Here is a 23,919-nt window from a genome sequence, read left to right on the forward strand (position 1 = left end):
ATGACAACCGAAACCAAGCTCAACCTGATGACGATCAACTGCATTTGCGGTAAGGATATGGGGTGCCCATTGTGCGAGGGCATGGGGAAATACGACGTAGATCCAGACCGTCTTGCAGCCGTCCTGTTTGAAGCGATCGAAGCCAACAACCACCGTACTGCAGCAGCGGAGGGCATCATGGATGCCTATGACCAGTCGAATAGCTTTGAACGCTCCTTCATTGAACGAGTTATCGTGGACCTTACTGGCGGTCACACGTTTGAGGATATTATCCTGGATAGTCGCAGGAATGGACCGACGATCCACTGCCCGCGTTGCTCTAAGGTTGCCAAGGCCATCAGTGAGGCTTTCGTGGAGGAGGGTGAATGGGATGGTAAAAGCTACGCCATTGAGCAGACGGTTCAAAAATACGAATGTGTCGAGCACCACGAATTTTACCTTCCGGCTGAGTAAACCGCTTGTGTTACGGGGCTCCCCACCGTGGTATACTATCAAGAAAGGAGGAGTCAACATGGATAAAAAGAAGTGCAAAGCCACGATCATCCCTACCCCACGGGAGCGGAAGATGAGCACCGAGGAGGCTATGGCTCTCTCGATCCAACGGTACGGAAAGATGTACGAGCGGTTGGCTAAGAAATAATGCCGACCCCTCTCACCTACCAGGATATATGCAGTATGCATCAACTCATGCTTGATCTATATGGCGGCCTATCAGGAGTGTACGACGATGGCCGGATTCACTTTCTTGCCGAGCAGCCTTTCATGGAATCGTTCGGGCAGGAACTGTATCCGGGATTGTTCCTGAAGGCCGCCATTTATCTTATATCTATAGCAAGGGCCCATGCCTTTGTGGATGCAAACAAAAGAACGGCCGCAATCGCTTGTGACACCTTTCTCCTGAAGAATGGTTACATGCTCCGGTTGCCAGGCCGCACATACGAGATTGTCGTCAGGCAGGCTGCACAGGGAAGACTTTCCCCTGAGCGGGCTGCTATTTTATTGCGCCGTTACACGAAAAGGCTTTCATAACGCGGCAGCCTCGTGAAGATGCTGGAGCAGCGCGAGGTCCGTTCACGGATGCAATACATGTATGCCTAAGGAGGTGCGGCATGGCCTGCCAAGAGGAAGATAAGCAGATTCAGGTGGTCACTCTGCCGGAAGGGTACTGGGCACTAAGCTACATGCCGGAACTCAGCTATCCGGAGTGGCTGCAGGTGATTGAGGATGCAGGGAAGATGGGACAAATAACGGACGACTTCGCTGATAAGATGATTACCACATTGAAGCGGATGCCAGAACTAGATCTAGGACAGCACATCATCGTCAGCTTCAGCGGCGGAAAGGACAGCCAAGCCATTTTCATACTGGCACGAATGAGGTACTCGAAGCATGTAATCGTGCCTCTGTTCGCAGATACGAAAGACGAGTGGCAAGACACGTACGTCTTCCTTAACGTGTTCGCAGAATGGATGGATATCCCGATTAACTGGGCCGATTCCATGGGCATTCATCATATGCTGCGGGAAGTAATGCCGTTCTTCCCCAAGCCAGGCACCAGGCACTGTACGAAGAACCTGAAGATGCTGCCGCAGCGTGACTGGATGGATGACCGCGGCTACGACCAAGTAAGATACGACCGGCAGCCTGCCATGCTTCGGAATGCAAAGGGAAAGCATAAGTACCCCGTCCTCCTCCAGGCTCCGCAGATGGTTAGCGGCGAGCGCTGGCAGGAAAGTGAGAACCGGGCCAGCCTTCCCTTTGATGAACGAAACGAGACGCTGCTGCGCTGGACCCACCGTCCGGTGCTCGATTGGACGATTGACGAGGTATGGCAGCTTGTTTTCTGGATGCAGTCACCGGTGAACGAGGTCTACCTAAAGGGAATCAAGCGCGTAGCCTGCGCAGGCTGCATCTTTGCCAGCACCAAGGAGATCTATACCCTGGGTCAGTACGATCCGGAGAAGCTCGAAGAGTGGGTCGAGACAGAACGAATCATCGGCCACCCCCGGAATAAGACCGCCAGTTTCGCCAAGATATACAGCAAACTGGTCGCGGATGGCAAACTGGGGCGACTTGCACACCTAAATCCGCAGCGCCCATTGCGCCCCTCATTTGAGAATATTGGAGGTAATGTGAATGAACCGTCAAGAGCGAGCGGCTGATCGCGCCCTGAACAAGAGGTTCCAGGAGCTTTTCACAAAGGAACAAGAGGACCGGATGGAGTTTGCAGTCAATATCGAGACGGCCGAAGCAATCGTATGGCGCTTCACCCTGGATAAGAAGCCCATCCGCATGAAGTACGACTTCACAACAAAGAAAATCACAGTGAACTAGGGGGATTCTTCACATGACCATCGAGATTCGGGTAGAAAAGAAAAACGGCGTGGACTTTGCCGCCATCATCGCCAAGATTAACCTGGGGCCGATTGCCCCTCCCAACCATCCAGACAGTATTTTCGAGACGCTGCCAGCCAGCCCGCGCTACATCATGTTTGCGCTGCAGCAGCAGATCAAGAGCATGGAGACGGAGACACCCGAGCAGCTTGAAGCTTTTGAGAATACGCTGACGACCTATTGCCAGCAGTGGTTGTTGGATCTGATCGGTGTGGCCCACCACCCCCTGCAGTACGACGAACACGGGAGGATTACCGGGCTCAAAGAGGAGTACAGAATTGAGGAGGCAGGCAGCCATGATTAATACCCAAGTGAAGAACGTTTCGGTCCCCAAGTTCGACCTGGCCGAATTCAAGGAAACCCAGGCCTACCTGGTCTGCAGGAAGAATACCACCCCTGCTGTGAGCCTGCTATCCAAAGCAACAGAGGACAAGCTCACGTTCTTTTACCTGATGAGATTCTCCAGCTTCCAGACAGAGGAGCTGGTCGTGCTGCCGCAGGATGTGGTTAGTAAGCACGTAACCATCATTCCGCTGCTGACGCAGTGCCAGGTGCTCCCTGATTGCACCGCCGCCCTGGATGCCTTCATTCGGCTCTATGCCACCAAAAGACTCTGGGAGAATCACAGCCCCGAGGAGCTGGAGAACATCATCACCGCTCTTCTGGGGGACAAGGCCATAAGGTCAAACTTGAAGCTGCTGCTTCAGTCAGGGATCGACCGTCATACCTGCAGTTAGTCATTGCTGAAGGGTCCGCTACGGCGGGCCTTTTATGGAGCGACTAACCACCGCTACCCTACTCGCCTAGAGCGAACGAAAGGAACATGAACAATGAGTTTCTCTGCTGTAAGCTTCAACGACCCGAAGCCTCTATTCACTATCTATGCTGGCCGCCGCCCGGTCCTTGTTACGGATTACGATCTGGACTGCATGATTACCACGGCCTTTGAGGGTGGTATCCAGGAATGGGCCGGCCGTATCCGGACCGTGCATCCTAGCATCGACAAAAAGCCAAGGGGCGTGCCGCAGTCAACCTGGGCCGCCGCTGCCCTGCTTACGGACGGGGTGGTATTTATCGATGATGACGATGACGGCTGCCAACCCAACACGATGCTGACCCTGTCCATGTGCCGCCGTGGCTTCCAGGAATTCATCCGGCTGCGCACCGAACAGAAGGAGCTCGACGGATACATTGACTACAACGGCAGGATCGAGATGGCCATGGTCGATGCCGGTGATGCCAGTGGAATGCTGCAGTTCGCACTGTGGGGAGAGTGGGTGTACGCATGAGTGAAGTAATGCTGCAGGACAAACACGAGGATGCCCTCTTCGTCCGCCTCCTGAATAACCTAAATGACTACGACGTGATTATCGTGGCCCTGAGCGGAGGAAAGGACTCTGTGGCCTGCATCCTCGACCTTATCGACCAGGGCGTGGATCGGCGCAAAATTGAGATCTGGCACCAGTCCATTGATGACGGTGAGGAATTTATGGACTGGGCCTGCACGGAGAGCTATGTCCAGGCTTTCGGGGATTTGATGGGGGTTGAGGTGTACTTTCAGTGGCGTGAGGGTGGCTTTAAAGGCGAGCTCTACCGCAAGGACAGCATCAAGGGCGGTGTCTATTATTACGCCCCAGGGGGTGGTATCGAGTATCTACCGTCCAGGGAGCAGCCGCCCACCACCCGGATGAAATTCCCGCAACTCGGCTTCGACCTCGCCAAGCGCTGGTGCTCCGGGGAGCTGAAGATGGATGTGGCCAAACGGGTAATCGCTAATGACGAGCGCTACCAAGGCACCCTGGCCGATCCGAAGAAGATCCTGTATATCTCCGGGGAGCGTCGGGAGGAGAGCGAGTTCCGTTCCAAGTATAACGCCGTGCAGCTCCATACCACGCACTGCAAGAGCCGCACAGTCCACCATTGGCGTCCGGTCCTTGATTACAAGGAGCGTGATGTGTGGGACCTGTACGAGAAATACCGGCTCCGGCCCCACCCCGCCTACCAGCTCGGCTGGTCACGTACGTCCTGCTTTGGCTGCATCTTCTCTACCCCGGATCTCTGGGCCATGATGCGAGAGATTGCGCCAGAAAGATTCCAAAAGCTCCTGGATGCCGAACGGGAGATAGACCATACCATCCAGAGCAAACGTGTGAAGGGAAAAACCGTCCGCATTAGTATCGAGGATCTGGCCAACAAAGGATCACTGCACCGGCTGCCTGCCGGCGAGCGGCTTTCCAGGCTCGTGTATGAAGCGCTGAACCCTGGCTTCCGGTTTACTCCGGAAAGTCTAATCTTAGACAAATGGGAGTTGCCTGCAGGAGCATTTAAGGGCAACGAAGGAGGATCTTTATGAAGCAGACCATTGATAACGAAACCACTATAGATTCTCACGCTATTAAATTCAGGTGGGATGATGGTGAAGATCGTGGAATTGATGCTGTGGATCGAAAGCTCATCTCCCGTCTTCTGAAGATGGGTTTGTATGAAGAGGAGTTAAACCAGTATGACCCTAAGACTGAGGGGGCGGCTACTGGTTGGTGGGAGTTTGTTGATTAAAGGAGTGGACTGCACAGGCAGGTTTGGGAAAAAAGTAAAAGCCCTCACCGCTCAAAGCGGAAAGGGCGCCCATAGGACGGCGGCATAAGCCACCGGAAAGGGTGACGGTTCCAGCGTCCCCTTCCTCAACAATTCTATCTCTAATATAGCATAAATACGTTTCTCAAAAACCAACTTGGAGGGAAAACAAAATGAAACTTTTGGACACCGACAGAAACCTGCTTTACCCGCTGGTACATAACCGTATCATTCACCTGCAGGCTGTTCTTGCTGAATGGGATGCCCTGCCTGGGGATGCCATGGTAAACAACCTGGAGCGTCATGCGGTAGCCCAGGCACGCGAAGAGCTGCCCAAAATGCAGGAGTTACTGCAGCTCATCATGCACGGGGAGCCGAGGGTGGTATACGAGCCAGTCACTGGCCTGGAAGAGGACGACCTGACCCAAGCAAGGGATATGCTGAGCTCGATTCACGAAGCCAAGTACTATACGGACGAAGCGAGCAATAAAAGCCTCCTCCTCTCCCACCTCACGGATACCCGCATCGAGGAGCGGATCAGCCAGGTTTACATGGAACTGGAGAGCATTGAAACGGCCATCTCTGAGCTCTTTCCGGAGACAGATGACGACTACGTCCGGCCTGAGGAGGTATCTCATGAAACCAAATAAGGACTGCATCAAGTACGACTGCGAGGATTGCTACGGGAAGGGATATATTGAGGGCTGGATCGGCGTAGACGCAGCCACCTTCGCCTGCCCCGGGCACCGGTTGATAAAGAGCAATGTGCTAAAGAGCTTACCTAGGGATCTGCTCGATCAGGACACCCAAATTCACGAGATGTTTATGTACGGTTACACGTTCCCTGAAATGGCCGAGCTCATGTGGCTTGATAGTGTACAGAAGCTGCAGCGATACGTAAGCACCCGGCGAAAAATAGAACCCAACCGCTGGCCTTACCGCAGAACACCGAAGAAGATGGTGTCGTTATGAGTACCTCCTACCGGCTGTACTTCCAAACTGAGGAAAACATATACAACTTGAAGGTTCCTGCCGCCTCCCTCGGGGCAGCAAAGAAGGTGGCCCAGGCGCGGCTGGCGGAGCTGCTTGGCTCCGCTCCTAGTTATCGCAAAATTCTAACAGGTCATGTGGTCATCGAGGGAGGAAAAGAAGTATGGAAAAGATGACAGAATCAGATATAAGGATTTAATATGTATATGACGGATAATAAGAAAAATTTGGAGGAAACCGAATGAGCCGCCTCATATTTTTATCCCACATTCACGAAGAACGTGAACTAGCATTGATTTTCAAGGACGCACTCGTAAGAGAATTTGGCGGTTTTGTAGATATTTTTGTTTCTTCGGACGGAGTAACAATTACCGCGGGCACTAATTTCCTGCGAGAGATTGAAAACGGACTAACAACATGCATAGCCGGTATGTATCTGATCAGCCCAAAATCAGTAAGTAGGAGTTGGGTTAACTTTGAATTAGGGGCTCTTTGGATTCGGAACAAACTCAATGAGTCGACTGGCCAACCGCATATTCCAACGTTACCTGTTTGTCACTCCGGCATGACGCTCAGAAGCTTACCTCAACCTATCTCGAACTTAAACTCCGTCCTTGGCGGAAATGCCGAACAACTTGAATTTGCATTTAGAAGTTTACAGAAAGCCGTTGGAGGAAGTGGAGATCTGAGAACTGATTTTTCTGCCCTTGCTGCAAAGGTAAATGATTTTGAAAGAAGATACACTATCGTTTCCCACTATAAGCGTTTGTTTCAAATGATCAGCCATAAAGGTGATGTGTCCCAGTACCTCACGGGAATGAATCCCGAAATTCAAGAAATAAGGCTGAAAATTGGTTTATGTAATAACGATCTAATTAAAGAATTGAAACAACTTGAAGCAAACGAACTCGCCGGGGCTATTAAGGTAACGACGCGAAATCCCACACTAGATTTTGGGCAAGGAAACAACACCGAGTTTAGTGCACAAACAGCGATAACGTTTCTTGACGTAAGTTTTCTTAGGAACCATAAGAACGAAATTTTTGGCTAAATAAGAAGTGGACTCCTGCCGGGGTCCTTTTTTGTTTTCACAACAATAGGGGATTTATCCCGTATTTTTTATGTAATGTGAACAGCAATGTGATAAAATGAGGAAAGGAGGAGTTGCCATGGACAACATCACACCGCAAACGGGCCATAGGCATTACGGCATGGTTGCCTATGACCAGGCGGGGAAACCGATTTGTCATGTGTGCGGAAGGAGCTTTAATGCCCTACTCACCCATGTGCGCCATGTACACAAAATGGAGCCGCGGGCGTACAAGCTCACCTACGGGCTTAATGTCACAAAAGGTATCCTCTCCGAAAAGACTCAAAGCAAGTTGAAAGCTGCCGTATCCAAGAATCTGGAGGTTGTACTGGAGAATCTGTCCCGCGGTGTGCGTTATCAGGAAGGCCATCAAGGCCGAACCCGGGACAAACTAAGTGAACAAGGGCGGCAACGCCTCATCCAGTACAATAAAGAGCGCCACCCCAAACAAAATCCAACACCCTGACTCATCACCAGGGAATTCATCATGAGGAGCTTATCCATGGAAAATCAGGCAGAAAAACGTGAAGTAGTATTTTGTAAGTTTGCAGAACCCGGCAGTGGTCTTGTTCATGACTGGGCCTATGACGTTGTTTCGAGAACCGGCGACATGTTATTTGTATCCCGATCAGACGGTATGACAGGCTTCTTCCCTGCTTCCTACTTCCGCACTGCGGCAGAGACGGATTTTACGGAATACCTGAACGTAGTCATGATGGAAATGGAGGATGCGCGTCGGGTTGCGGCCGCCTTGGGACTGTCGAACATCGAAGTGCGATTGAGCGAGATGAAGGCCGAATTGAATGATTTTGCCATAGACCTGGCAGCAGAGGAGGATGATGATTCAGATGCAGGAGATTGACCTACCTGCTGTCAGGGGAACCGTACGGGTTACTGTCCCGCCTAACGAGCTTTTTCACAAGGATGAGCAATTCTTGGTTGAGGCCGTGCGGAATTTCAGTGTCGTGGTCACCAAAAACGGACAAAATTTTGTCCTCCCCTTTAACAAGGTAGACACCGTGAAAAAGGATTGGGTTTATGTGCCGTGTAATCACTGCGGCAAGACGATTGCTGAGGTGGACAAGCTCACGTACGTTGCCGGTTCTGCCCGCGGACGGTGTCGGAGCTGTAAGAAGCTCACCGTGATAAGGGGGGCACAGGCATGAGCAATCAGCTATATAACGACCGGCAAGTAGAGGCTATTGGCAAAGAGTTTAAGCGCCGCCTCACAACCGGCGAAGCCGAAGGACCTACCGTGGTCGTTGCCCTGGTTTCCATGGTGAAGGCCGGGAAGCTGGATGCTTCGCACATGCAAAAAATACTGAACACCCTGTACGCCGATAAGGTGAAAATCCTGGCCGTGCTTATCGAGGCTCAGCAGTTCCTTGGGCCCGATGTGGTGGACTCTATCATTAATGAAGTCAGGACCTCATTTCACTGAGGTCCTTTTATTTCAATACACCAGGAGGCACATGCTTGTGGAAGCACCTGCGAAGAAAACGATTGTCATCCCGGATCGAAACCACCATGAAGGGCTGTTCTTTCTTAGCCTGGATGTTCCGCACACATGCATTCACTGCGGCGGCCCCCGCGGCAGGTTAGAATGGGGGAAGATCTGGGATCGAGGCTACCTGCGGGTAAATGTATGGAAAAACCGTTGTGGCCACGTTGAACAATACGATGAGCTGCGTAGACATTACCAGGAGGAGATCAAGATGCATGAAGGGACCCGCGCTTACCTGCTAATGGCAATCATTCATACGATGATGGAGATGTCCCAGGGCATGAATGTGGACATCGAGGAGTTGAAACGCTCCCTGACCTTGGCTGGCATCGACGGCGAAAAGCTGCTCGGTGACATGCCGCTGGTCAAAGCAATTCAGATTGTTTGCAGGGAGTTTGGGGAGCTGGATCTCTCGGAAAAAACTCTACTGGAGATGGTGAAGAAAAGTGCAGAAGACTACGAGCTTGGTTCGTAACTATGAGCGTAATGGCGTCGTATCTACGCGCCGAATGAAGAAGGAGAACATTCGGCATCTCCAGCTCTTTCAGAGCCAGCGTAAGCTTGTTGAAAAAGAGCTATGGGATCAAGGGATTGAGGTACTGGATGATCTAACCCCCCTCTACTCGGAGGAATCCCAGCGCCGCTACTTGAAGTATCACTACGGAAACGAAGTCAATGTAACCGATTTGATGCTGAACCACCGGGCAGCCTACCTTGTCATTCAAAACAGGGGGGCGGTCCGGGATGTGATCGCAAGCTGGGGCTTCCGGGTGGTATACGAGCATCTGATGACCGACGACATGCTGAAGAAGGAGCTGGCAGCCAAGGCGGACGAGAACAGGAAGGTGAAGCTCTCACGCAAGCTGTACGGTGCGCTGCTCTACCGGGCGAATCAGCGGGGAATCTCCCTGGTCGATCTGGTCGAGGAGCTCGGTTATTCGTACAAGCCCCGTCCCGTAATCGATACCGCCAAGGTCCGCGAGCTCCGGGATGAGCAAAAGAAATCCTTCTCTGAGATTGCTGAGGCCCTCGGTATATCCAGAGCGTCCGCCCACAACCACTACAAGAAAGCCACTCAGGAGCTTAAATCACAATAGCGCGCCGCGTATAAGGGACCGAGGTGATTACAACATGATATACGCAGATCGCGTAACCGGCCGGGACGGCACCGGCGCATTTATCCGAGTCAGCTTCCGCGCCAGCGAAGCATATACCGTCAAGATGCGGTCTATCCCTGGCGCACGCTTCAGTGTCCAGCAGAACGCTTGGGCGCTGCCGTGGAGCAGCCTGGCCCACTTCGAGGAGAAGATGGGAGACCACCTGATCGTTTGGTCCGATGAGAGCAATCCGAGCCGGGGTGGTATCGATGAAGGTGGCATTCCGGATCAGCCAGAGATGCCTGGATATTCGGTCGCATATGACGAGAGTGGCAATATCGTCTCCTCTACCGGCTTTAAGACGAAGCCCTGGGGCGAGTTCCAGGTCAAAGGATTTAACTGCCTGCTCTCCCGCCGCTTTCTCATCCTCGCAGATGACCCAGGGCTCGGGAAGACATGGCAGGTCGCCAACGCTATGGCTGCCCGCAAGAAACTCGGCCACCTGCACCGCGGCATCGTCCTAGTGAAGGCCTCCCTGCTCTATAACTGGCGTGATGAGATCCATATGCACACGGATGAGCGTGCCGTCGTCGTGGCGGATGACCCCCAGAAGCGCTACAAAATATACGACCAACTACGTCAGGACGATACGTGGACCTTCCTCATCATGAGCTATGAGACGTATCGTGCGGACGTCGCTTGTCTCCAGCTACTCGATAATATGAGGTCGTTGGACTTCATCATCCTGGATGAGGCGCACAAGATCAAGAATCCGCAGAGCGGTATCGGCGACAAGGTCCACAACATCCCCTTCAAATTCCGGTACGTGCTGACCGCCACCCCGCTGCCGAATAATCCGCTCGAATCGTTCAACTACCTGAAGCTCGGGAAGGTTTTACCGGATGATCTCGATTGGTGGCTGAATTTCCGCGAGCACTTTGCCGTCATGGGTGGTTTCGGCAAGAAAGAGATCGTCGCCTACAAGAATATCCGCGAGTTGAAGCGCCTGATTCAAAGCAACATGCTGCGGCGGCTGAAGCGCGACAAGCTGAAGGAGCTGCCAGACGTCGCCTTTCGGACAGTGCCGATCCAGATGGATAAGAAGCAGCGCAAGCTCTACGAGGCTGTTCGGAACGAGGTATTGGAGGATCTGAAGGATACCACCCTGGAGAAGATCCCCTCGGCCTTGGCCAAACTGCTCCGACTGCAGCAGGTTACCGACTCCCCCGCCCTAATCGGGGACACCAAGACCAAGAGCGTGAAGCTCGAAGTGCTGGATGAAATGTTAGGGGATCTGATCGAGCAGAGTGGCCAGAAAGTCATTGTCTTCAGCCGGTTCCGCGAGATGACGACCTTGATGCAGGAGCGGTTCGCCAAGTATAATCCATCCGTGATTCATGGTGACGTGGATGCCGGTGGTAAATCAGAGCGCTCCGCCCTGCTCCACCTGGGTAAGCAGGACCCGGACTTCGACCGTCTGGAAGCGAGGACAAAGCAGAAGCTGATCGATGAATATACGGCGAGCGAGCGGCAGAAGGAAGTGTACAAGTTCCAAAACGATCCTACCTGCAGGTTATTCCTGGGCTGCGCCCCTGCCTGCCGCGAGGGTCTGACGCTTACTGCAGCAACGCACGTCATCTTCCTCGACTGTGAGTGGTCACCGGCTTACGTGGAGCAAGCGTACTCACGCGCCCACCGGATCGGCCAGAAAAGCGCCGTCACCGTTCATTATCTGGTGTGTGAAGTTACTATCGACGAGCATGTACAGAACGTGCTGAAACGCAAGGAAGCCCTGGCCCAGGCAATGATCGACGACGGAGTCGATTATGTTGGCGCTATGCAGGCCAAGGCACTGATTGAGGCACTTATTGGGGCATAATCATACATGGAGATGATATAATGGACGACCAACAACTTGTCGCTGACGAACATACCCTTTACTTGGAAAACAAAATAAATGAATTAACTTCTAAATTTAATGGTGATGACCATATCGCAGTTTTTGCACACTTATATCGGCATGTGCCAAATGAGCAGCAGAGGACTCTGTTTTCTCTGCTGCACTATCATCTGAACGATCTCTTAGGGTATATGTATAACAGGGGTGCTGGGAATCGCTACACCGCTCATGAAAGTCGGCAACTCATGTACCTCATTAGACTAATTGACTTAGTGCGTCCCTTTCTAGATGGAACACAATATCAATTTACAGTGGAACCTTCATATAATGCACTTCTTGAACTATGTAAAACCTTTTTAAGAATGACCGAAGGCAGCCCAATACCGAACGATCTACCCATTATTGCCTTAGTTGATTACAAGCCCATATTCCATATCACCGATTCATTCACCGTAACGAGTTCCCCTATGGTCGCATACCCACTACGCCATATAGGTTCGGGTTCGTATGCTAACGTGTACAAGTATACAGACAAGCAATATAATCTCCCGGTTATCGTAAAGAGGGCCAAATCTAACTTAACCCCTGAGGAGCTTACCCGTTTCCGAAATGAATTTGAGATCCTAAAAAAACTTGATAGCCCCTTTATTATCAAAGCCTATGAGTTCAACGAACATAAAATGGAATTCAGCATGGAGTGTGCGGATGAAACTCTAGACAAATATATAACCAGAATGAATGACCGCCTACCTATGGTAGAACGTATCCGTCTAATAACCCAGCTTTTACGCGCATTTGAATACATACACAAAACCGGACTGCTGCACCGTGACATATCATACTCCAATATCCTTGTGAAAACTCACGCGGACGGTACCGTATTCCTTAAAATCTCCGACTTTGGACTTGCAAAACATCCTGGAAGTAGCCTAACTCGACAAGGGACACAAATAAAAGGGGTATTGAATGACCCTAGTTTAGCTTCGACAGGGTTTGAGAATTTTGAGCAGCGGCATGACATTTACGCACTCACTTTTGTGATTAACTTTATCCTTACGGGAAGAAAGAATCTTGTCACCGTCACAGATAAAGAGGTCCGTGGATTCATAGATCAAGGGATAGATGCGGATATTACAAAGAGGTATGCTAATGTAGTTGAGATGACGGCGGCATTCCAGAGAATCATACCGACCCTGCGCCAGACGAGTATTAAGCTATAGCCGCAAGGATCATCAACAGGAGAGATCTAGGTGAAGAGGTATCGCCGACAGTTCGCCTCAAATGATGAGGCAATATCCTACCTCGAAGAGCGAGGTAAGTTAGTTTATTTTGGACGAGAAGGATTACGTGCTGAAAAGTACTGCTACACACTTACTCTGCCAAACCGCTTAGTATATCACCTCTTTGTTTATGAAGATGGACTTGTTGAAGTACATGCCCAGCGTTATGAATAATTACTGACCCCTGCCAATGAGGTAGGGGTTTTTGCTTGTCCCAAATTTGAAGGAGGAATTGTTATGAACCATACCATCAAAGCCGAACAACGTGCACGGAGATTCTTCCGCCGCCCTCCCGCTTCCTTCCCTACACTCACCGGCCGCTGCAGCACGATCCAGGAGGCCAGCAACCAGGCACTGTTCTTCCAGACCGCCAAGGGCCGCCGTAACCGGATCTCCCGCACCGGTATCGTGAAGGCTATAGCGTACATGATGGAACGCCGGTCGGTAACCCGAAAGGAGATGGAGAAATTCTCCCGCTTCTCCTCTGCATTGCTCGCCCTGCTGCGTCTTATCTTCATCGATATCATCCGCATCCGGATCACCAAGACCGGCCTGATCCGTCTTTCACTAAAGGGTACCCGATTTGTTTTCTCAGGAGTAGATCGCGCCCCTAGGGATATGCGCGTGGCCAGGGAAAACGGAGCAGAGGTGGTCATGATGAGCTACTACCACCTCCGGGAAGATCACTCGGAGCGGTGGAAATATCACGTGAAGGAGAACGGTCTGAAGGTGCTTCTGGACTCCGGTGCTTTTTCCTTATGGGAGGCTGCAGCTAAAGGCCGGATTGTGAAGCCGATCCTGCTGGAGGAGTACATTTCCTTCGTGAAACGGCATCTCGATGTGCTGATCGGATACTTCAACCTGGACGTGATTGGCGATCTCTATGCCAGCCGGGCGAACATGCAAGCCATGGAGGCAGCTGGCCTATCACCGCACGAGGTTTGGCATGTTTGCAGCCCGCTGGAGGAGCTGAACCGGATCGTGGACAAGGGCGCAGCTCTGGTAGGTATCGGTGGGTCCGCTCTTCTGAAGGATGGGGAGCGGCTGCCGCGGATCGATGAGGCTCTCCGTCGCCATCCGGAGCAGGACTTTCACCTGCTGGGCGTCGGCTCGAAGATCCTTTTCCAATTGGATGGGGTTTTCTCAACGGATGCCACGAATTGGATCGAAGGGCGGAAAAGTGGGCGGTTGCTGACCCCGGACGGCCAGAAGCCGATGGGTCACCTGCTGGATGGGCTGGAAATCATGGCACGTAACGTACGGCTACTTGTTGGTATGGCGGCACAATAAGTATTCTAAAAAAATCGTAATTTTCCGCAAAACTATGTCCTTATCTGATATTCTTTGAAATACTACATAAGAAAAGGGGATATATATATTATATGAAAGCAAAATGGAAGGAATTGCTACACCCAGTCAACATAATACTTGGTTTTATTCTTTTCTGCACCCTTATAGCGGCTGCCTGGATGCCGACTTTCATTGCAGAAAAATACAAGGTTAATACCTTCGATCTTGAAGCTACTGCCAAACTCGGGCCTGTTGGTGATTTATATGGCGGTTCTACCACCTCCCTTCTGGCATTTGCTTCAGTCATCATTGTTTCTATGACTTTTGGTATCAGCAGTAGAGCGTCAGACAAACTGAAAAGAGAAGCACAAGATGAAAAGTTTCTTGAACGATTCAACAGGGAAATGCCGACTCTTCACCTAAATGTCACCAGCTACGAGAAAGTGCTTGGAACAAGCATTATTCAATTCAACGTGGAAGACATAAAGGCGTCCCACGGCACATCCAACTGGGCGGTTAACTATCGTGATTCTTACAGTAAACTTGATATATTTTTTGGTAGATTAGAAGAAAACATTAAGCATATGATTGGAAAAATTGACTGGGTGGTCATTACTGAAATTGAAGAGAAGCTCGAAAAATATTACCCAGTTGTATCGAAGAACCGTACAGAAATGGATGACCTTGTTCAGGTAGATCGGGAGATTAAATCTTTCATGGATTCGGATATGGTTGCTCCTGAGAGGCTAATTAAGAGGATGCAGGATAAATATCGCGTGATACACCAGCAATACTACGATGATCTCTCCAATGCCTTCGAGCTACTACTCGTGCTGCAGAACTACAAGAAGAAACTTGAAAAACGGCATGATACAATTCGCAAATCCAATCCCGAACTATAAAGTTCGTCCGATTCACAAGCCGTAGGCCAGGGTAATAAATCCCAGGCTCAATCGGGTTTCGTGCCTGATCCTTTCACCTAAGCAAGCGAGGATATCCCTAAGAGGCGGGGGTGTCCTCGTTCGTTAAAGTGATCCCCCACCCCTCCCCAGGGGTTTTTTTATTGCCATTTTCCCCCGTCCGACCTACACACTCCACTAAAAAATTTCACGTACCATACCCTAAATTTTCGGACCTAGGAATCGTATATGGACCTAGGAGGCGATTCTCAGATGATCGAAAAAGACAGTCTCTTCGGCTATGATTTCACTGTGCCGAAAGATACGCCAGAACGCGAATATTCCCAGCTTGAACTGCAGCTATTAGCCAGCCAGACAAGCCTGCACGACGTGTTCGACGTTCAGGCCTCCGTGGACGATTCCCTCATCCAGGAATACCACGAGCGCAGCAAGCGCAAAACGGAAGACGACAAATGGCTCAAATCCAACAAGCCAGCGATCCTGGCAGCCATGACGGAGATCGGCCGCGATAAGAAGGACTTCGGCAGTTACCGGGTATCCGTAGTCACTCCGGATGAATCCCGCTTCGACATGGCCAAGGTGCTCGAATACCTGGAGCAGGAGCATATCGATCCTGAGGTATACATTGCCTGCACGCAGATCGTCGTAAACGAGGCCGCCCTAGCCGAGTGCATCGAGAATGGCCGGATCGACCTGGACGACCTCAAAGAGGCTGCCTGGATCGAGAAGAGCGGCACTGCCCGCCTAACGGTGAAATCCGTATGATCCTCCCCGGCATCCTGGTTTATATCCTGCCCTCCGCCTCCCTTCGCTTCGGCGGCCGCTGGGGATTCGTGAACAAAATCGTTGAAACTCAGCAGCTCCCCATTGGCGTTCAATTCGACCATAACGGAATCATCTACTACTTTGACCAGAATGAATTGGTAACCGAAGCGTTTTATAATAACCACAAGGAAGATCAGACAACATGTTATAGCTGCGGCGCGGACACGACCGGCCAGTTCATCACGACTTGCCAGACCTGCCTCAGCCGTATCTATGAGGAGGATACATTCTAATGGCCAAAGTCAAAGAAATTCACGTGGAGTGCACGTACCTGAAGAGTTTGCCGAATTACGAGAACGTGAAGGTCGGCGCGTCCGCCACCCTCATCATCGAAGAAGGCGACAAAATCAATCAAATCTATGACAAAGCATGGGACATGGTGGGGGCCGAAATCGCCTCGCAGCTTGCCCAGTTCGGAGGGAAGAAATGACTTACACTTACCGGGTGGTATACGCCATTGACGAGGAGAACATCGTTACTTTTGAGTTTGATTCCGCTGCAACGAGTACGGAGCTTGTGATCGAGGAGGCCATCGGCATGGTCGCTGAAGAAGAGCACGGTAAAGACCTCGTAGGGTTTAGTATCCTGCGCTTGAAGCCTGCCGATGCGTGAGGCTGGTAATCCAAACTGCGCAGGCTGTGATTACTTCGCGGCCTGCAGAAAGACCCTGAAGCTTGAAAAAGATAATTCCCCCCTCTTCGCCAAATACACCTCCTTCCCCATGTCTTGTGAGAACATTGTCCAGCCGGTCTGCCGGGACTGCGTCCTCTTCCAGCAGCGTAAGTGCGCCTCCTGGATGCAGCTCAACGGCAAACCCGTGAAACATACCCTCGCAGTCTGCCCCAAGAAAATCAAAGGAGAGATCTCCTCATGACTTCCTCTACACATAAGCAAATCGAAAATTACATCCACGAGCTCACCGGTGAAATCACCCCATCGAGGGTTTTCTAATGGCAGTCAACTTTGAATATAACGGCGTCACCTACAAGAACGCCATCGAACTGACCCGAGCCATGCCCTTGCTGACTTCTGTCATGGTAGGCTACTATGACGGAGCCGAGGTCCTCTTGGCCAATGCCGGTGCACTCTGCTACGATACCGTCCAAGTCGCCCACGATCCGGAGACGCTGCAGCCGAACAAAATCGGTAAGCGGATAACCACCCACTGCCGGGATAGCCATCACAACACGGTTATCGAACACGGAGCGGCTACCTTCGTCAAGAAGGTCCCTATTTTCGTCGCCCGCCAGGATCTGCGTGCCCGCCATGCCTCCTTTGACGAGCGCTCTCTCCGCTACTGCCGCGCCACCGACGGCAGCCTCACTTACTTTATCCCGCACTATTATTCTGATCGATTCATCCAAAGCGCCGACGAGAAAGGCCTCAGCCACTACGCCGACGAGCTGCGGCTGCAGCGTGACGAGTGGATCGAGGATCATGAACGGGCCATCCAGCGTTACTCCCGCTATACAGACGACGAGCTGAACGGCATGTGGGATGCCCTTGGATTAAATCCGGAGCGCGTCCGCGAGACGCAACGTTCCCGGCTGCCGGTGGGTATCAATACCGTCTATATGGATACTCGTAACCTCTGGAGCTGGATTCACCACTCCGAGAAGCGCCTCTGCCTCCGGGCACAGGATGAGATCCGCCGCCTCCGCCGCCAGGAGGTCAATCAGCTCGCCAAGGTCTTTCCGACCGTCTTCGGCGACGTGAATATGCCCTGCTACATGGCCGGTGGCTGTCCCGAAGCAAAGAAATGCGGCCTGATTCAGCTCGATGAGACGGGCAAATGGGCTCTCCCTTACCTCAAAAGAAAAAATTCCACAAAATAATACAAGAACATTAGTTCCTGTTGTATAATATCCTTACCTGCTAAAGAAAATTTTAGGATGTGAGGAAAACCTAACAAATTCTAAATAATTACCTGATATACTCATTCTTGCCTGAGACGAACGGAGTGTACCACATGCTAGACCTATCATCGATTCCGCTCGACGTCGAAGAGGTACTAGAGGAGCTGAGGCTTCACTGGCAGGATCATCCGGATGCTGCTTACAACCCTCTAGCGTTGACCAAGGTAAAGAACTTGGGAACCAACGTCATGTTCTGCTGCCCCTATCACGCACAGACCGGTAGCCCCTCCTGCGGGATGATGACTGAATACCCGTACGGATTTCAGTGCTTTGGCTGTGAGGTGACTGGCAACCTGGCCCAACTCGCCGCCCATGTGCTTGATCTCCCGGGAGAATTTCAGGGAATGCAGTTCTTGCTTCGGGAGTTTTTAAGTACCGCGGCAGATGAGCGGCCACCCCTGGACATTGACGCCTTAATAGACGGAACGGACGCGAGCAAACGACGCTCACTTCCTGACAGCGAAGCTACAAAATATACGGCTTACAGCCACCCATACATGGCAAGTCGCGGGTTCTCACCCCGCACACTCGCAAAATACGAAATCGGGTACGACAAAGAGCGGAACGCTATCACAATACCGGTACGGACGAGCAAGGGATTGCTCCGGTTTGTGAAACGACGCCTCATCGACCGCAAAATGTTCTTAAATGAGAAGGATATATACAAGAAGGATATCATATACGGCCTTTACTACATCCTGCAGGCCCCGCGCCGGATCACCGAGATCGATATCAACGAATCCGAAACGGACACCATGAGCTGCTACCAAGGTGGCCGGCCTGCCGGAGCAACGATGGGTAAGATTATCAGCGAAGAGCAGGTCAAGGAGCTTATGCAGGCCGGGATCAAAACGGTCAACCTCTTCTTCGACAACGATATTTACGGAGTGCTCGCTACCCTCCGATCCTTCAATACAATAAGCAAAATGTCAGCGATCCGCGTTAACGTTGTTCTCTACCCTGGTGGTCATTGGGGCATCGACACGGTCAATGAGGACGAGCTGCTGTATAAAGATGCGAATAATCTGCTGAAAGCTGGATTGTTGAAGCAGGTCACCGTCGTGCCCTTCGATACTTTCGTCCTGATGCAGACCCAAAATGAAAAATCGATAACAGAGATCCTGGGGAGGAAGAAAAATGATCGAGAACAACGCGCAGGAAATGGGACTGGATGAGCTGTTTGCCCTTGGTGAATTGGACGCCTTCTTGAAAAAATCCGAGGAGAAAGTCGCCAAGAAGATCAGCGGTATGAAGTTTGCCGGTATGGATGCCGATGACGTGAAGCAGGAAGCCCTTTTGAAGGTGTACCGCTCGCTGGACAAGTATGACAGCAGCAAAGCCAAGATGAGCACCTTCCTGGATCACATCATCTCCAACACGATCCGCGACTGCCTGAAGAAAGCCGGTTCCGGAACGAACCTGCGCGTTGTGAATGCCATGAGCCTGAACGCCTACGCTACCGACTCCATGGATGGGGCCGAAGAAATGACGCTCCAGGTAGGGACTGAGGATGTTGGCTACACAGCCTTTGAAGTGATGACCGACCTCATGGAGAACGTCGGCCTGACAGATCGTGAAAAGGAGATCTTTCGCCTTCACGCTTCGGGCTATGACTTCGGTGAGATCGCCCAGGTCTTCAAGATAAGCCGCGGCCGGATGAGCCAAATCTGGTCGAACATCACAACCAAATGCCAAATGGCTATGTAACCAGCATAATCCGCCGCCCCTAGCCGGGCGGTTTTTTTGTGTTTAATTTTGAGGCTGCGAGGGCCGATAACAAATTATATTATATTCGCTTAGAGATGGAGGATTTATAGTGAAAGTAATTCAAACATGGTCTTTCTTTGGTTTCATATTCTTCTTTTGCTTGATGGTGATTAACGGCGGTGGGATTGGTTTCCTTTTTACATTTCTAACATTTTCAGCTATAGCTCTATTTATGATCCACAGATATCAACGTAGAGAAATATCAAAGAAGTTCGACCGATTATTAATGAATTGCAAGTACCTCGAACAGAAACAATTTCGATTCGATAGTATTTACGACTTCGCGAGTTACAAAATTACTAAGGTAACAGTAGATACCGACGAAAGCATCACCATATATTACAAAAAAGCTGTTCTGGGGGTACTGGAGGATTCTTTAACTCTTACAAGAAAGAATCTCTCTCGGTATGAGCTTGACCGCATAGCCTTCCTAGACAATTACAATAACCGTAAAGTGCTTTTGATTGCGTGACAAGCCTTGATGAATGAAATTTTAAATTGGCCTAAAATCTCATTTCTGCATGTCGTATAAGGGTTCGAGGGAGTGGTAGTACACTCCATCGTACCTTAGACGAGCAGAGGAGAGACGAGAAAGATGAGTGTTTATGAAGGAAGAGGTCTGGGTGCAATTCCGAGTGGCAATTCGGTATCCATGTTGAAAATCACCCCGAACAAGGCGGTCGTTATCCGGTTTGCGACTCCAACAGATGAAGTCGTTTCGGTATACGAGCATTCGATTCAGATTGGTGGGAAGTGGAGAACGTTCCGCTGCCTCGGCAAGCAGAACTGCCCGCTGTGCGCAGCCGGTGAAAAGGGCAAGTTCCAGGCTTACCTGGCTGTAATTGAGCGTCCGGAGAATAAGGTGAAGTACTGGAAGGTCAGCATGACGGTGGCCCGCCAGCTCGTGGCTCTGACCGAGGAGTACGGCGACCTGACTGGCCGGGATTACAAAGTGTACCGCCAAGGCGAAAAGCTGAGCACGGTATACCAGTTCTTCCCGCAGGACAAGACCGAAGAGGACTTTTCGCAGTATGATCTGCCGAACTTCAGCGATATCGTGCCACAGCCGCGAAGCCGTGAGGATATCATTGCCGCTGTAAGAGGCGGATCTACTGCAGCTCCGGCCGATCATGACGCCCCACCGGCCCAGCAGGAAGACGCCCCGCTGCCGGAAGCCCCAGACGACAACTACCCCTTCTAAGCAAAGCTGAGCACAACACGAAGACGCCTCCCGGTTCGGGGGGCGTCTTTCTATGTCAATAAGACCCATCGGGTATTATTACACACCTCTGTTCTTTTTGAAGCACAGCCTTAAAATCAGCTCTCCGCGGTCGTATAAGGGCCCAGGAGGTGCTTTCCATGAGTGAACCCGCTCGCAGTAATATGGACATTCTCGCTTTGATTGACAGCGCGGATGAAAAAGCCGTAAAGAAGAAGGCGCGAGCCAAGAAGGTCGCTACCGAAAAACCAAAGGCTCCCAAAACCAAGAAACCGACCAAGAAACAAGTACAGATCGGAGAGATGGCGAAAACCACCCCCCTTCCCGATCACTACCATACCGTATGGACCCTGCAGGATCTTCGTGAGTGCTGCGAGTGGCTCGAAGAGCAGCCGATCCTCGCCGTGGATACCGAAACCATGGGCGTCAATCCCTTCAGTGACGAAATCGTTGGGATCTCCTTTTACGCCCCGCACCGCGGCTACTACATTCCCCTCAAACACATGGAGCACATCGAACGTTTGGAAGATGTGCCGGTGCACGCCACCGATGAGAACGGCAGCATCCTGGGGGCTGCCATCCTTGGCACCGACTATGTGCGCTGTCTCCCTATGGAAACCGTGCAGCGCAAGCTGAAGCCGATCCTGGAGGATCGCAACAAAAAGCTGCTGCTCCATAACGCGAAATTCGACTGCCACGTCCTTCGCAACTGGATGAGCATCAATATCATAGCATTCTTCGATACCATGATCGGCCAGGCACTGCTCGATGAGAACCAGAGCAAGCGACTGAAAGACATGGCCACCCTCTATCTGAAAATCCCCTCTGATACCTTCGGCAAGCTCTTCGGCAAGACCACCTTTGATAAAGTCCCGATCCGCCTGAACCCGGACCGTACCGGCAACCTGGCCTCCTACTATGCCATTAAGGATACCGAGCTCACCTACAAGATGGCCGAATTTCAGGGACGCGCTCTCCGCCGCCCCGGCTTGGAGCAGGTCCGCAAGCTCATGTACGAAGTCGAAATGCCATTCCTGCAGGTGGTCGTCAACGCGGAAGCTCGCGGTGTGCAGCTCGATACCGACTACCTCACAAACCGGGTCGCCGTCGATCTGCGGCGGGATCTGGAGGAGCTCCGCCAGAAAATTTTCTCGTATACCGGCGAAATTAACCTCAACGCTCCGGCACAGGTGGCTGAAGCCCTATACGTTAAGCTCGACCTCCCCAGGATCAATGCAGACAAACCGAACTCCACTGACAAAACCACCCTCGGCAAGCTGAAAAAGAAACACCCCGTAGTCCCCCTGCTCATGGACTTCAAGCAGAAAATCAAACTTGTTACGGCGTTTGCCGACAAGCTGCCGAAGGCCGTCGTCGAAGGCCGCGTGCACACAAGCTTCAACCCCGTTGGTACCAAGACTGGCCGGATGAGCTGTAATTCTCCGAACCTGCAGCAGATCCCCACCCGTGTCGGTGGCCTGATCCGGAATGCTTTCGTTGCCGATAACGGCCGTCTCCTGGCTTCCATCGACTTTTCGCAGCAAGAGCTGCGCTGGCTGGCCCATCTTTCCCAGGACCAAGTACTGCTTGATATTTACCGCAGCGGCAAGGACGTCCACTCCATGACGGCCGTGTCCATGTGGAATCAGAACCCCGAATACCAGAACGTCTCCTACGACCTGTTCGAGTCCCGCCGCGAGATGAAAGAACTGTTCTTGGATGCGGACGGCAACATCGTGGAGGAGCGTTTCACGGATGCTGCCTACATCCAAAAGCTGCTTGATGAAGGCAAGATCACGTTCACCGACCCCCGCCTCCTCCGGGAAGCCACGGAGCTCGGGATCTACTACGAGAAATACCGGAAGAACGCAAAAGTAGTAAACTTCGGTAAACGCCAAGAGTTATGCCGAAGCAAAACCCCACTCTTAACGGTGAAAGCTATAGCGTAAGCCATGCTAATACCGTGCTGAAGCGCCGCAAAAATGCGGTGGCGGGTGTAACGACTTATAATGTGCCGCCTACCCAAAGGGTAAATCAATCGAGCACATTTAATGTGGGGCATAACACCATTCCGTAATTGATACCACTTACCGTGTGTGCTAATATCACCCTAGCACATAATAGGCGGTGGCACATGGACGAGATGTTAATCGAGAAATTATTTAATGAGGGACACTCAGCCAGGGCTATTGGAAGGCAACTTAATATGAATCACCATAAGGTAGCCCAGGTACTGAAGATTAAAGGTTATACGCTGCTGAGTAATCGGCAGAAATCTGCTAAATTCGCAAGTGAGATCGACTGGAATGCTGCTTATAGCGACTATAAAAGCGGTTTATCCTTGACGAATATAGGTAAGAAATACGGCGTGAAATACGACGTGATTAGGGAGCATTTTTTAAAGCAAGGGCTTGAAATTAGAACAATCAGGGAAGCCAAAAAGTTAAATCGAATATACGAGCATAAGAACATATTCGATCCCATGACGAATCAAGGAGCCTACCTACTTGGGTGGATCTTGGCGGATGGAACCTTAGGGTCAAAGCTAAAGTCAGTTCGTCTCCGTATTACCAAAGAGGACCGTGAACACACCGAATACCTGAGATCCTTGTTGACGAATGCGCCAGTCGGTGATGAAAAGTTCTCGGTAGGCTTTAGCGTTACAGCAGTAGAGATATATGAATCCTTGATAGCATTGGGTGTAAAGCCACGAAAGTCGTTCACTGATTACGACATATCTTGGGATCTCCTGCAGGAACAACACTACCCCTACCTCCTACTTGGTCTTTTTGAAGGAGACGGCTCCATCTCGAAAGATAAAAGCGTCATATCTTTCTTACTCCCCAGCAAGCTCATGGCAGCTATACATGAGAGGATCTTTATCCCACTTCAGGTTACTGATTACTGGTGCAAACCTATTACAGGAAACCGATATGGATTAATGCAGATTCGGTTCCAGGACAGCGACTACTATACTATCGGAACCTGGATGTATAGCAAAACCCACGCGATTACCCCCCTCCCTAGGAAATACTCACGTTTTATCAATAACCTCAACCGGGTTTCCTCCAGCAGATCCCCCTTTAAACTTCTCGCAAAACAATCTCTTGGCGTTATGAAGGTATAGTCTACTCCGGCCCGAAAGGGCCGGGT

At 51.3% G+C, this 23,919-nt stretch carries 35 protein-coding genes; all 35 read left to right on the forward strand.

All coding sequences use genetic code 11. The features are described 5' to 3' along the window. The 35 genes from ACP26L_RS35895 (at window position 1) to ACP26L_RS36065 (ending at window position 23,893) form a co-directional block, all read left to right on the forward strand. Entirely contained in the window at window positions 1–453 is a 453-nt protein-coding gene (locus tag ACP26L_RS35895) for a hypothetical protein (protein ID WP_426455367.1), read from the forward strand. Window positions 454–511: 58 nt separating this feature from the next. Continuing rightward, window positions 512–640 carry a hypothetical protein gene (locus tag ACP26L_RS35900; protein WP_426455368.1) on the forward strand — a complete coding sequence of 43 codons (129 nt, stop codon included), beginning with the start codon at window positions 512–514 and terminating at the stop codon, window positions 638–640. After that, the gene (locus ACP26L_RS35905; RefSeq protein ID WP_426455370.1) at window positions 640–1,029 is read left to right on the forward strand and encodes a type II toxin-antitoxin system death-on-curing family toxin; all 390 of its coding nucleotides are present in this window, start codon (window positions 640–642) and stop codon (window positions 1,027–1,029) included. Before ACP26L_RS35900 ends, ACP26L_RS35905 begins: the two co-directional genes overlap by 1 nt. Window positions 1,030–1,109: 80 nt before the next feature. Beyond that, window positions 1,110–2,162, forward strand: coding sequence for a phosphoadenosine phosphosulfate reductase family protein (locus ACP26L_RS35910; RefSeq protein ID WP_426455371.1), 1,053 nt, complete (start codon window positions 1,110–1,112; stop codon window positions 2,160–2,162). Continuing rightward, the gene (locus ACP26L_RS35915) at window positions 2,137–2,334 is read left to right on the forward strand and encodes a hypothetical protein (RefSeq protein WP_426455373.1); all 198 of its coding nucleotides are present in this window, start codon (window positions 2,137–2,139) and stop codon (window positions 2,332–2,334) included. The genes ACP26L_RS35910 and ACP26L_RS35915 overlap by 26 nt, the downstream gene beginning before the upstream one ends. Window positions 2,335–2,347: 13 nt before the next feature. Next, the gene (locus ACP26L_RS35920; protein ID WP_426455375.1) at window positions 2,348–2,698 is read left to right on the forward strand and encodes a hypothetical protein; all 351 of its coding nucleotides are present in this window, start codon (window positions 2,348–2,350) and stop codon (window positions 2,696–2,698) included. Next, a complete protein-coding gene (locus ACP26L_RS35925; protein WP_426455376.1) occupies window positions 2,691–3,131 on the forward strand; it encodes a hypothetical protein in 441 nt (146 codons plus the stop codon). The genes ACP26L_RS35920 and ACP26L_RS35925 overlap by 8 nt, the downstream gene beginning before the upstream one ends. Before the next feature lie 93 nt (window positions 3,132–3,224). Then, window positions 3,225–3,683 carry a hypothetical protein gene (locus ACP26L_RS35930; RefSeq protein WP_426455378.1) on the forward strand — a complete coding sequence of 153 codons (459 nt, stop codon included), beginning with the start codon at window positions 3,225–3,227 and terminating at the stop codon, window positions 3,681–3,683. Continuing rightward, window positions 3,680–4,747, forward strand: coding sequence for a phosphoadenosine phosphosulfate reductase family protein (locus ACP26L_RS35935; protein WP_426455380.1), 1,068 nt, complete (start codon window positions 3,680–3,682; stop codon window positions 4,745–4,747). Before ACP26L_RS35930 ends, ACP26L_RS35935 begins: the two co-directional genes overlap by 4 nt. Then, complete coding sequence (locus ACP26L_RS35940) at window positions 4,744–4,950, forward strand: hypothetical protein (RefSeq protein WP_426455382.1); 207 nt, start codon at window positions 4,744–4,746, stop codon at window positions 4,948–4,950. Before ACP26L_RS35935 ends, ACP26L_RS35940 begins: the two co-directional genes overlap by 4 nt. A 191-nt stretch (window positions 4,951–5,141) precedes the next feature. Then, complete coding sequence (locus ACP26L_RS35945; protein WP_426455383.1) at window positions 5,142–5,618, forward strand: hypothetical protein; 477 nt, start codon at window positions 5,142–5,144, stop codon at window positions 5,616–5,618. Further along, the gene (locus ACP26L_RS35950; RefSeq protein WP_426455384.1) at window positions 5,605–5,940 is read left to right on the forward strand and encodes a hypothetical protein; all 336 of its coding nucleotides are present in this window, start codon (window positions 5,605–5,607) and stop codon (window positions 5,938–5,940) included. The genes ACP26L_RS35945 and ACP26L_RS35950 overlap by 14 nt, the downstream gene beginning before the upstream one ends. Window positions 5,941–6,199: 259 nt before the next feature. After that, on the forward strand, window positions 6,200–7,009 hold the full coding sequence (locus ACP26L_RS35955; RefSeq protein ID WP_426455385.1) for a toll/interleukin-1 receptor domain-containing protein: 810 nt from the start codon (window positions 6,200–6,202) through the stop codon (window positions 7,007–7,009). A 118-nt stretch (window positions 7,010–7,127) separates the two neighbouring features. Then, complete coding sequence (locus tag ACP26L_RS35960) at window positions 7,128–7,514, forward strand: hypothetical protein (protein ID WP_426455387.1); 387 nt, start codon at window positions 7,128–7,130, stop codon at window positions 7,512–7,514. A 36-nt stretch (window positions 7,515–7,550) separates the two neighbouring features. Further along, window positions 7,551–7,910: a hypothetical protein gene (locus tag ACP26L_RS35965; RefSeq protein WP_426455389.1), complete on the forward strand. Its 360-nt coding sequence runs from the start codon at window positions 7,551–7,553 to the stop codon at window positions 7,908–7,910. Then, a complete protein-coding gene (locus ACP26L_RS35970) occupies window positions 7,897–8,214 on the forward strand; it encodes a hypothetical protein (RefSeq protein WP_426455390.1) in 318 nt (105 codons plus the stop codon). Before ACP26L_RS35965 ends, ACP26L_RS35970 begins: the two co-directional genes overlap by 14 nt. After that, entirely contained in the window at window positions 8,211–8,489 is a 279-nt protein-coding gene (locus tag ACP26L_RS35975) for a hypothetical protein (protein WP_426455392.1), read from the forward strand. The genes ACP26L_RS35970 and ACP26L_RS35975 overlap by 4 nt, the downstream gene beginning before the upstream one ends. A gap of 37 nt (window positions 8,490–8,526) precedes the next feature. Further along, on the forward strand, window positions 8,527–9,027 hold the full coding sequence (locus tag ACP26L_RS35980; protein WP_426455394.1) for a hypothetical protein: 501 nt from the start codon (window positions 8,527–8,529) through the stop codon (window positions 9,025–9,027). A gap of 34 nt (window positions 9,028–9,061) precedes the next feature. Beyond that, complete coding sequence (locus tag ACP26L_RS35985; protein ID WP_426455395.1) at window positions 9,062–9,649, forward strand: hypothetical protein; 588 nt, start codon at window positions 9,062–9,064, stop codon at window positions 9,647–9,649. Window positions 9,650–9,683: 34 nt separating this feature from the next. After that, a complete protein-coding gene (locus tag ACP26L_RS35990; protein WP_426455397.1) occupies window positions 9,684–11,528 on the forward strand; it encodes a DEAD/DEAH box helicase in 1,845 nt (614 codons plus the stop codon). A gap of 20 nt (window positions 11,529–11,548) precedes the next feature. Beyond that, the gene (locus ACP26L_RS35995; protein WP_426455398.1) at window positions 11,549–12,769 is read left to right on the forward strand and encodes a protein kinase domain-containing protein; all 1,221 of its coding nucleotides are present in this window, start codon (window positions 11,549–11,551) and stop codon (window positions 12,767–12,769) included. A 30-nt stretch (window positions 12,770–12,799) separates the two neighbouring features. Next, entirely contained in the window at window positions 12,800–13,003 is a 204-nt protein-coding gene (locus ACP26L_RS36000; RefSeq protein ID WP_426455400.1) for a hypothetical protein, read from the forward strand. A gap of 63 nt (window positions 13,004–13,066) precedes the next feature. Next, window positions 13,067–14,119: a hypothetical protein gene (locus ACP26L_RS36005; protein ID WP_426455402.1), complete on the forward strand. Its 1,053-nt coding sequence runs from the start codon at window positions 13,067–13,069 to the stop codon at window positions 14,117–14,119. A 92-nt stretch (window positions 14,120–14,211) separates the two neighbouring features. After that, complete coding sequence (locus ACP26L_RS36010; protein WP_426455404.1) at window positions 14,212–15,021, forward strand: hypothetical protein; 810 nt, start codon at window positions 14,212–14,214, stop codon at window positions 15,019–15,021. A gap of 270 nt (window positions 15,022–15,291) precedes the next feature. Then, the gene (locus ACP26L_RS36015) at window positions 15,292–15,804 is read left to right on the forward strand and encodes a hypothetical protein (RefSeq protein ID WP_426455405.1); all 513 of its coding nucleotides are present in this window, start codon (window positions 15,292–15,294) and stop codon (window positions 15,802–15,804) included. Next, the gene (locus ACP26L_RS36020; protein WP_426455406.1) at window positions 15,801–16,097 is read left to right on the forward strand and encodes a hypothetical protein; all 297 of its coding nucleotides are present in this window, start codon (window positions 15,801–15,803) and stop codon (window positions 16,095–16,097) included. Before ACP26L_RS36015 ends, ACP26L_RS36020 begins: the two co-directional genes overlap by 4 nt. Then, window positions 16,097–16,294 carry a hypothetical protein gene (locus tag ACP26L_RS36025; protein WP_426455407.1) on the forward strand — a complete coding sequence of 66 codons (198 nt, stop codon included), beginning with the start codon at window positions 16,097–16,099 and terminating at the stop codon, window positions 16,292–16,294. The genes ACP26L_RS36020 and ACP26L_RS36025 overlap by 1 nt, the downstream gene beginning before the upstream one ends. After that, window positions 16,291–16,476 (forward strand): hypothetical protein, encoded by a 186-nt coding sequence (locus ACP26L_RS36030; protein WP_426455408.1) that lies wholly within the window; start codon window positions 16,291–16,293, stop codon window positions 16,474–16,476. The genes ACP26L_RS36025 and ACP26L_RS36030 overlap by 4 nt, the downstream gene beginning before the upstream one ends. 338 nt (window positions 16,477–16,814) lie before the next feature. Beyond that, on the forward strand, window positions 16,815–17,699 hold the full coding sequence (locus ACP26L_RS36035; protein WP_426455409.1) for an FAD-dependent thymidylate synthase: 885 nt from the start codon (window positions 16,815–16,817) through the stop codon (window positions 17,697–17,699). Window positions 17,700–17,806: 107 nt separating this feature from the next. Next, entirely contained in the window at window positions 17,807–18,955 is a 1,149-nt protein-coding gene (locus ACP26L_RS36040; protein WP_426455410.1) for a toprim domain-containing protein, read from the forward strand. After that, window positions 18,918–19,487: a sigma-70 family RNA polymerase sigma factor gene (locus tag ACP26L_RS36045; RefSeq protein WP_426455411.1), complete on the forward strand. Its 570-nt coding sequence runs from the start codon at window positions 18,918–18,920 to the stop codon at window positions 19,485–19,487. Before ACP26L_RS36040 ends, ACP26L_RS36045 begins: the two co-directional genes overlap by 38 nt. Before the next feature lie 109 nt (window positions 19,488–19,596). Then, window positions 19,597–20,019, forward strand: a complete 423-nt coding sequence (locus ACP26L_RS36050; protein WP_426455412.1) for a hypothetical protein — start codon at window positions 19,597–19,599, stop codon at window positions 20,017–20,019. Between the two features lie 180 nt (window positions 20,020–20,199). Then, window positions 20,200–20,748 carry a hypothetical protein gene (locus tag ACP26L_RS36055; protein WP_426455413.1) on the forward strand — a complete coding sequence of 183 codons (549 nt, stop codon included), beginning with the start codon at window positions 20,200–20,202 and terminating at the stop codon, window positions 20,746–20,748. 158 nt (window positions 20,749–20,906) lie between these two features. Beyond that, on the forward strand, window positions 20,907–22,715 hold the full coding sequence (locus ACP26L_RS36060) for a DNA polymerase (protein WP_426455415.1): 1,809 nt from the start codon (window positions 20,907–20,909) through the stop codon (window positions 22,713–22,715). A 185-nt stretch (window positions 22,716–22,900) separates the two neighbouring features. After that, window positions 22,901–23,893 carry a hypothetical protein gene (locus ACP26L_RS36065; protein ID WP_426455416.1) on the forward strand — a complete coding sequence of 331 codons (993 nt, stop codon included), beginning with the start codon at window positions 22,901–22,903 and terminating at the stop codon, window positions 23,891–23,893. The last annotated feature ends 26 nt before the right edge of the window (window positions 23,894–23,919 follow it).

The sequence above is a fragment of the Paenibacillus sp. S-38 genome (assembly GCF_049942825.1).
In the GTDB taxonomy this organism is placed as follows: domain Bacteria; phylum Bacillota; class Bacilli; order Paenibacillales; family NBRC-103111; genus Paenibacillus_G.

Excerpts from the sequence above, each read along its gene's own strand:
- ACP26L_RS35895 (WP_426455367.1), top strand. The coding sequence starts at position 1 with ATGACAACCGAAACCAAGCTCAACCTGATGACGATCAACTGCATTTGC.
- ACP26L_RS35900 (WP_426455368.1), top strand. The coding sequence starts at position 512 with ATGGATAAAAAGAAGTGCAAAGCCACGATCATCCCTACCCCACGGGAG.
- ACP26L_RS35905 (WP_426455370.1), top strand. The coding sequence starts at position 640 with ATGCCGACCCCTCTCACCTACCAGGATATATGCAGTATGCATCAACTC.
- ACP26L_RS35910 (WP_426455371.1), top strand. The coding sequence starts at position 1,110 with ATGGCCTGCCAAGAGGAAGATAAGCAGATTCAGGTGGTCACTCTGCCG.
- ACP26L_RS35915 (WP_426455373.1), top strand. The coding sequence starts at position 2,137 with ATGAACCGTCAAGAGCGAGCGGCTGATCGCGCCCTGAACAAGAGGTTC.
- ACP26L_RS35920 (WP_426455375.1), top strand. The coding sequence starts at position 2,348 with ATGACCATCGAGATTCGGGTAGAAAAGAAAAACGGCGTGGACTTTGCC.
- ACP26L_RS35925 (WP_426455376.1), top strand. The coding sequence starts at position 2,691 with ATGATTAATACCCAAGTGAAGAACGTTTCGGTCCCCAAGTTCGACCTG.
- ACP26L_RS35930 (WP_426455378.1), top strand. The coding sequence starts at position 3,225 with ATGAGTTTCTCTGCTGTAAGCTTCAACGACCCGAAGCCTCTATTCACT.
- ACP26L_RS35935 (WP_426455380.1), top strand. The coding sequence starts at position 3,680 with ATGAGTGAAGTAATGCTGCAGGACAAACACGAGGATGCCCTCTTCGTC.
- ACP26L_RS35940 (WP_426455382.1), top strand. The coding sequence starts at position 4,744 with ATGAAGCAGACCATTGATAACGAAACCACTATAGATTCTCACGCTATT.
- ACP26L_RS35945 (WP_426455383.1), top strand. The coding sequence starts at position 5,142 with ATGAAACTTTTGGACACCGACAGAAACCTGCTTTACCCGCTGGTACAT.
- ACP26L_RS35950 (WP_426455384.1), top strand. The coding sequence starts at position 5,605 with ATGAAACCAAATAAGGACTGCATCAAGTACGACTGCGAGGATTGCTAC.
- ACP26L_RS35955 (WP_426455385.1), top strand. The coding sequence starts at position 6,200 with ATGAGCCGCCTCATATTTTTATCCCACATTCACGAAGAACGTGAACTA.
- ACP26L_RS35960 (WP_426455387.1), top strand. The coding sequence starts at position 7,128 with ATGGACAACATCACACCGCAAACGGGCCATAGGCATTACGGCATGGTT.
- ACP26L_RS35965 (WP_426455389.1), top strand. The coding sequence starts at position 7,551 with ATGGAAAATCAGGCAGAAAAACGTGAAGTAGTATTTTGTAAGTTTGCA.
- ACP26L_RS35970 (WP_426455390.1), top strand. The coding sequence starts at position 7,897 with ATGCAGGAGATTGACCTACCTGCTGTCAGGGGAACCGTACGGGTTACT.
- ACP26L_RS35975 (WP_426455392.1), top strand. The coding sequence starts at position 8,211 with ATGAGCAATCAGCTATATAACGACCGGCAAGTAGAGGCTATTGGCAAA.
- ACP26L_RS35985 (WP_426455395.1), top strand. The coding sequence starts at position 9,062 with ATGAAGAAGGAGAACATTCGGCATCTCCAGCTCTTTCAGAGCCAGCGT.
- ACP26L_RS35990 (WP_426455397.1), top strand. The coding sequence starts at position 9,684 with ATGATATACGCAGATCGCGTAACCGGCCGGGACGGCACCGGCGCATTT.
- ACP26L_RS35995 (WP_426455398.1), top strand. The coding sequence starts at position 11,549 with ATGGACGACCAACAACTTGTCGCTGACGAACATACCCTTTACTTGGAA.
- ACP26L_RS36005 (WP_426455402.1), top strand. The coding sequence starts at position 13,067 with ATGAACCATACCATCAAAGCCGAACAACGTGCACGGAGATTCTTCCGC.
- ACP26L_RS36010 (WP_426455404.1), top strand. The coding sequence starts at position 14,212 with ATGAAAGCAAAATGGAAGGAATTGCTACACCCAGTCAACATAATACTT.
- ACP26L_RS36015 (WP_426455405.1), top strand. The coding sequence starts at position 15,292 with ATGATCGAAAAAGACAGTCTCTTCGGCTATGATTTCACTGTGCCGAAA.
- ACP26L_RS36020 (WP_426455406.1), top strand. The coding sequence starts at position 15,801 with ATGATCCTCCCCGGCATCCTGGTTTATATCCTGCCCTCCGCCTCCCTT.
- ACP26L_RS36025 (WP_426455407.1), top strand. The coding sequence starts at position 16,097 with ATGGCCAAAGTCAAAGAAATTCACGTGGAGTGCACGTACCTGAAGAGT.
- ACP26L_RS36030 (WP_426455408.1), top strand. The coding sequence starts at position 16,291 with ATGACTTACACTTACCGGGTGGTATACGCCATTGACGAGGAGAACATC.
- ACP26L_RS36035 (WP_426455409.1), top strand. The coding sequence starts at position 16,815 with ATGGCAGTCAACTTTGAATATAACGGCGTCACCTACAAGAACGCCATC.
- ACP26L_RS36045 (WP_426455411.1), top strand. The coding sequence starts at position 18,918 with ATGATCGAGAACAACGCGCAGGAAATGGGACTGGATGAGCTGTTTGCC.
- ACP26L_RS36055 (WP_426455413.1), top strand. The coding sequence starts at position 20,200 with ATGTTGAAAATCACCCCGAACAAGGCGGTCGTTATCCGGTTTGCGACT.
- ACP26L_RS36060 (WP_426455415.1), top strand. The coding sequence starts at position 20,907 with ATGAGTGAACCCGCTCGCAGTAATATGGACATTCTCGCTTTGATTGAC.
- ACP26L_RS36065 (WP_426455416.1), top strand. The coding sequence starts at position 22,901 with ATGGACGAGATGTTAATCGAGAAATTATTTAATGAGGGACACTCAGCC.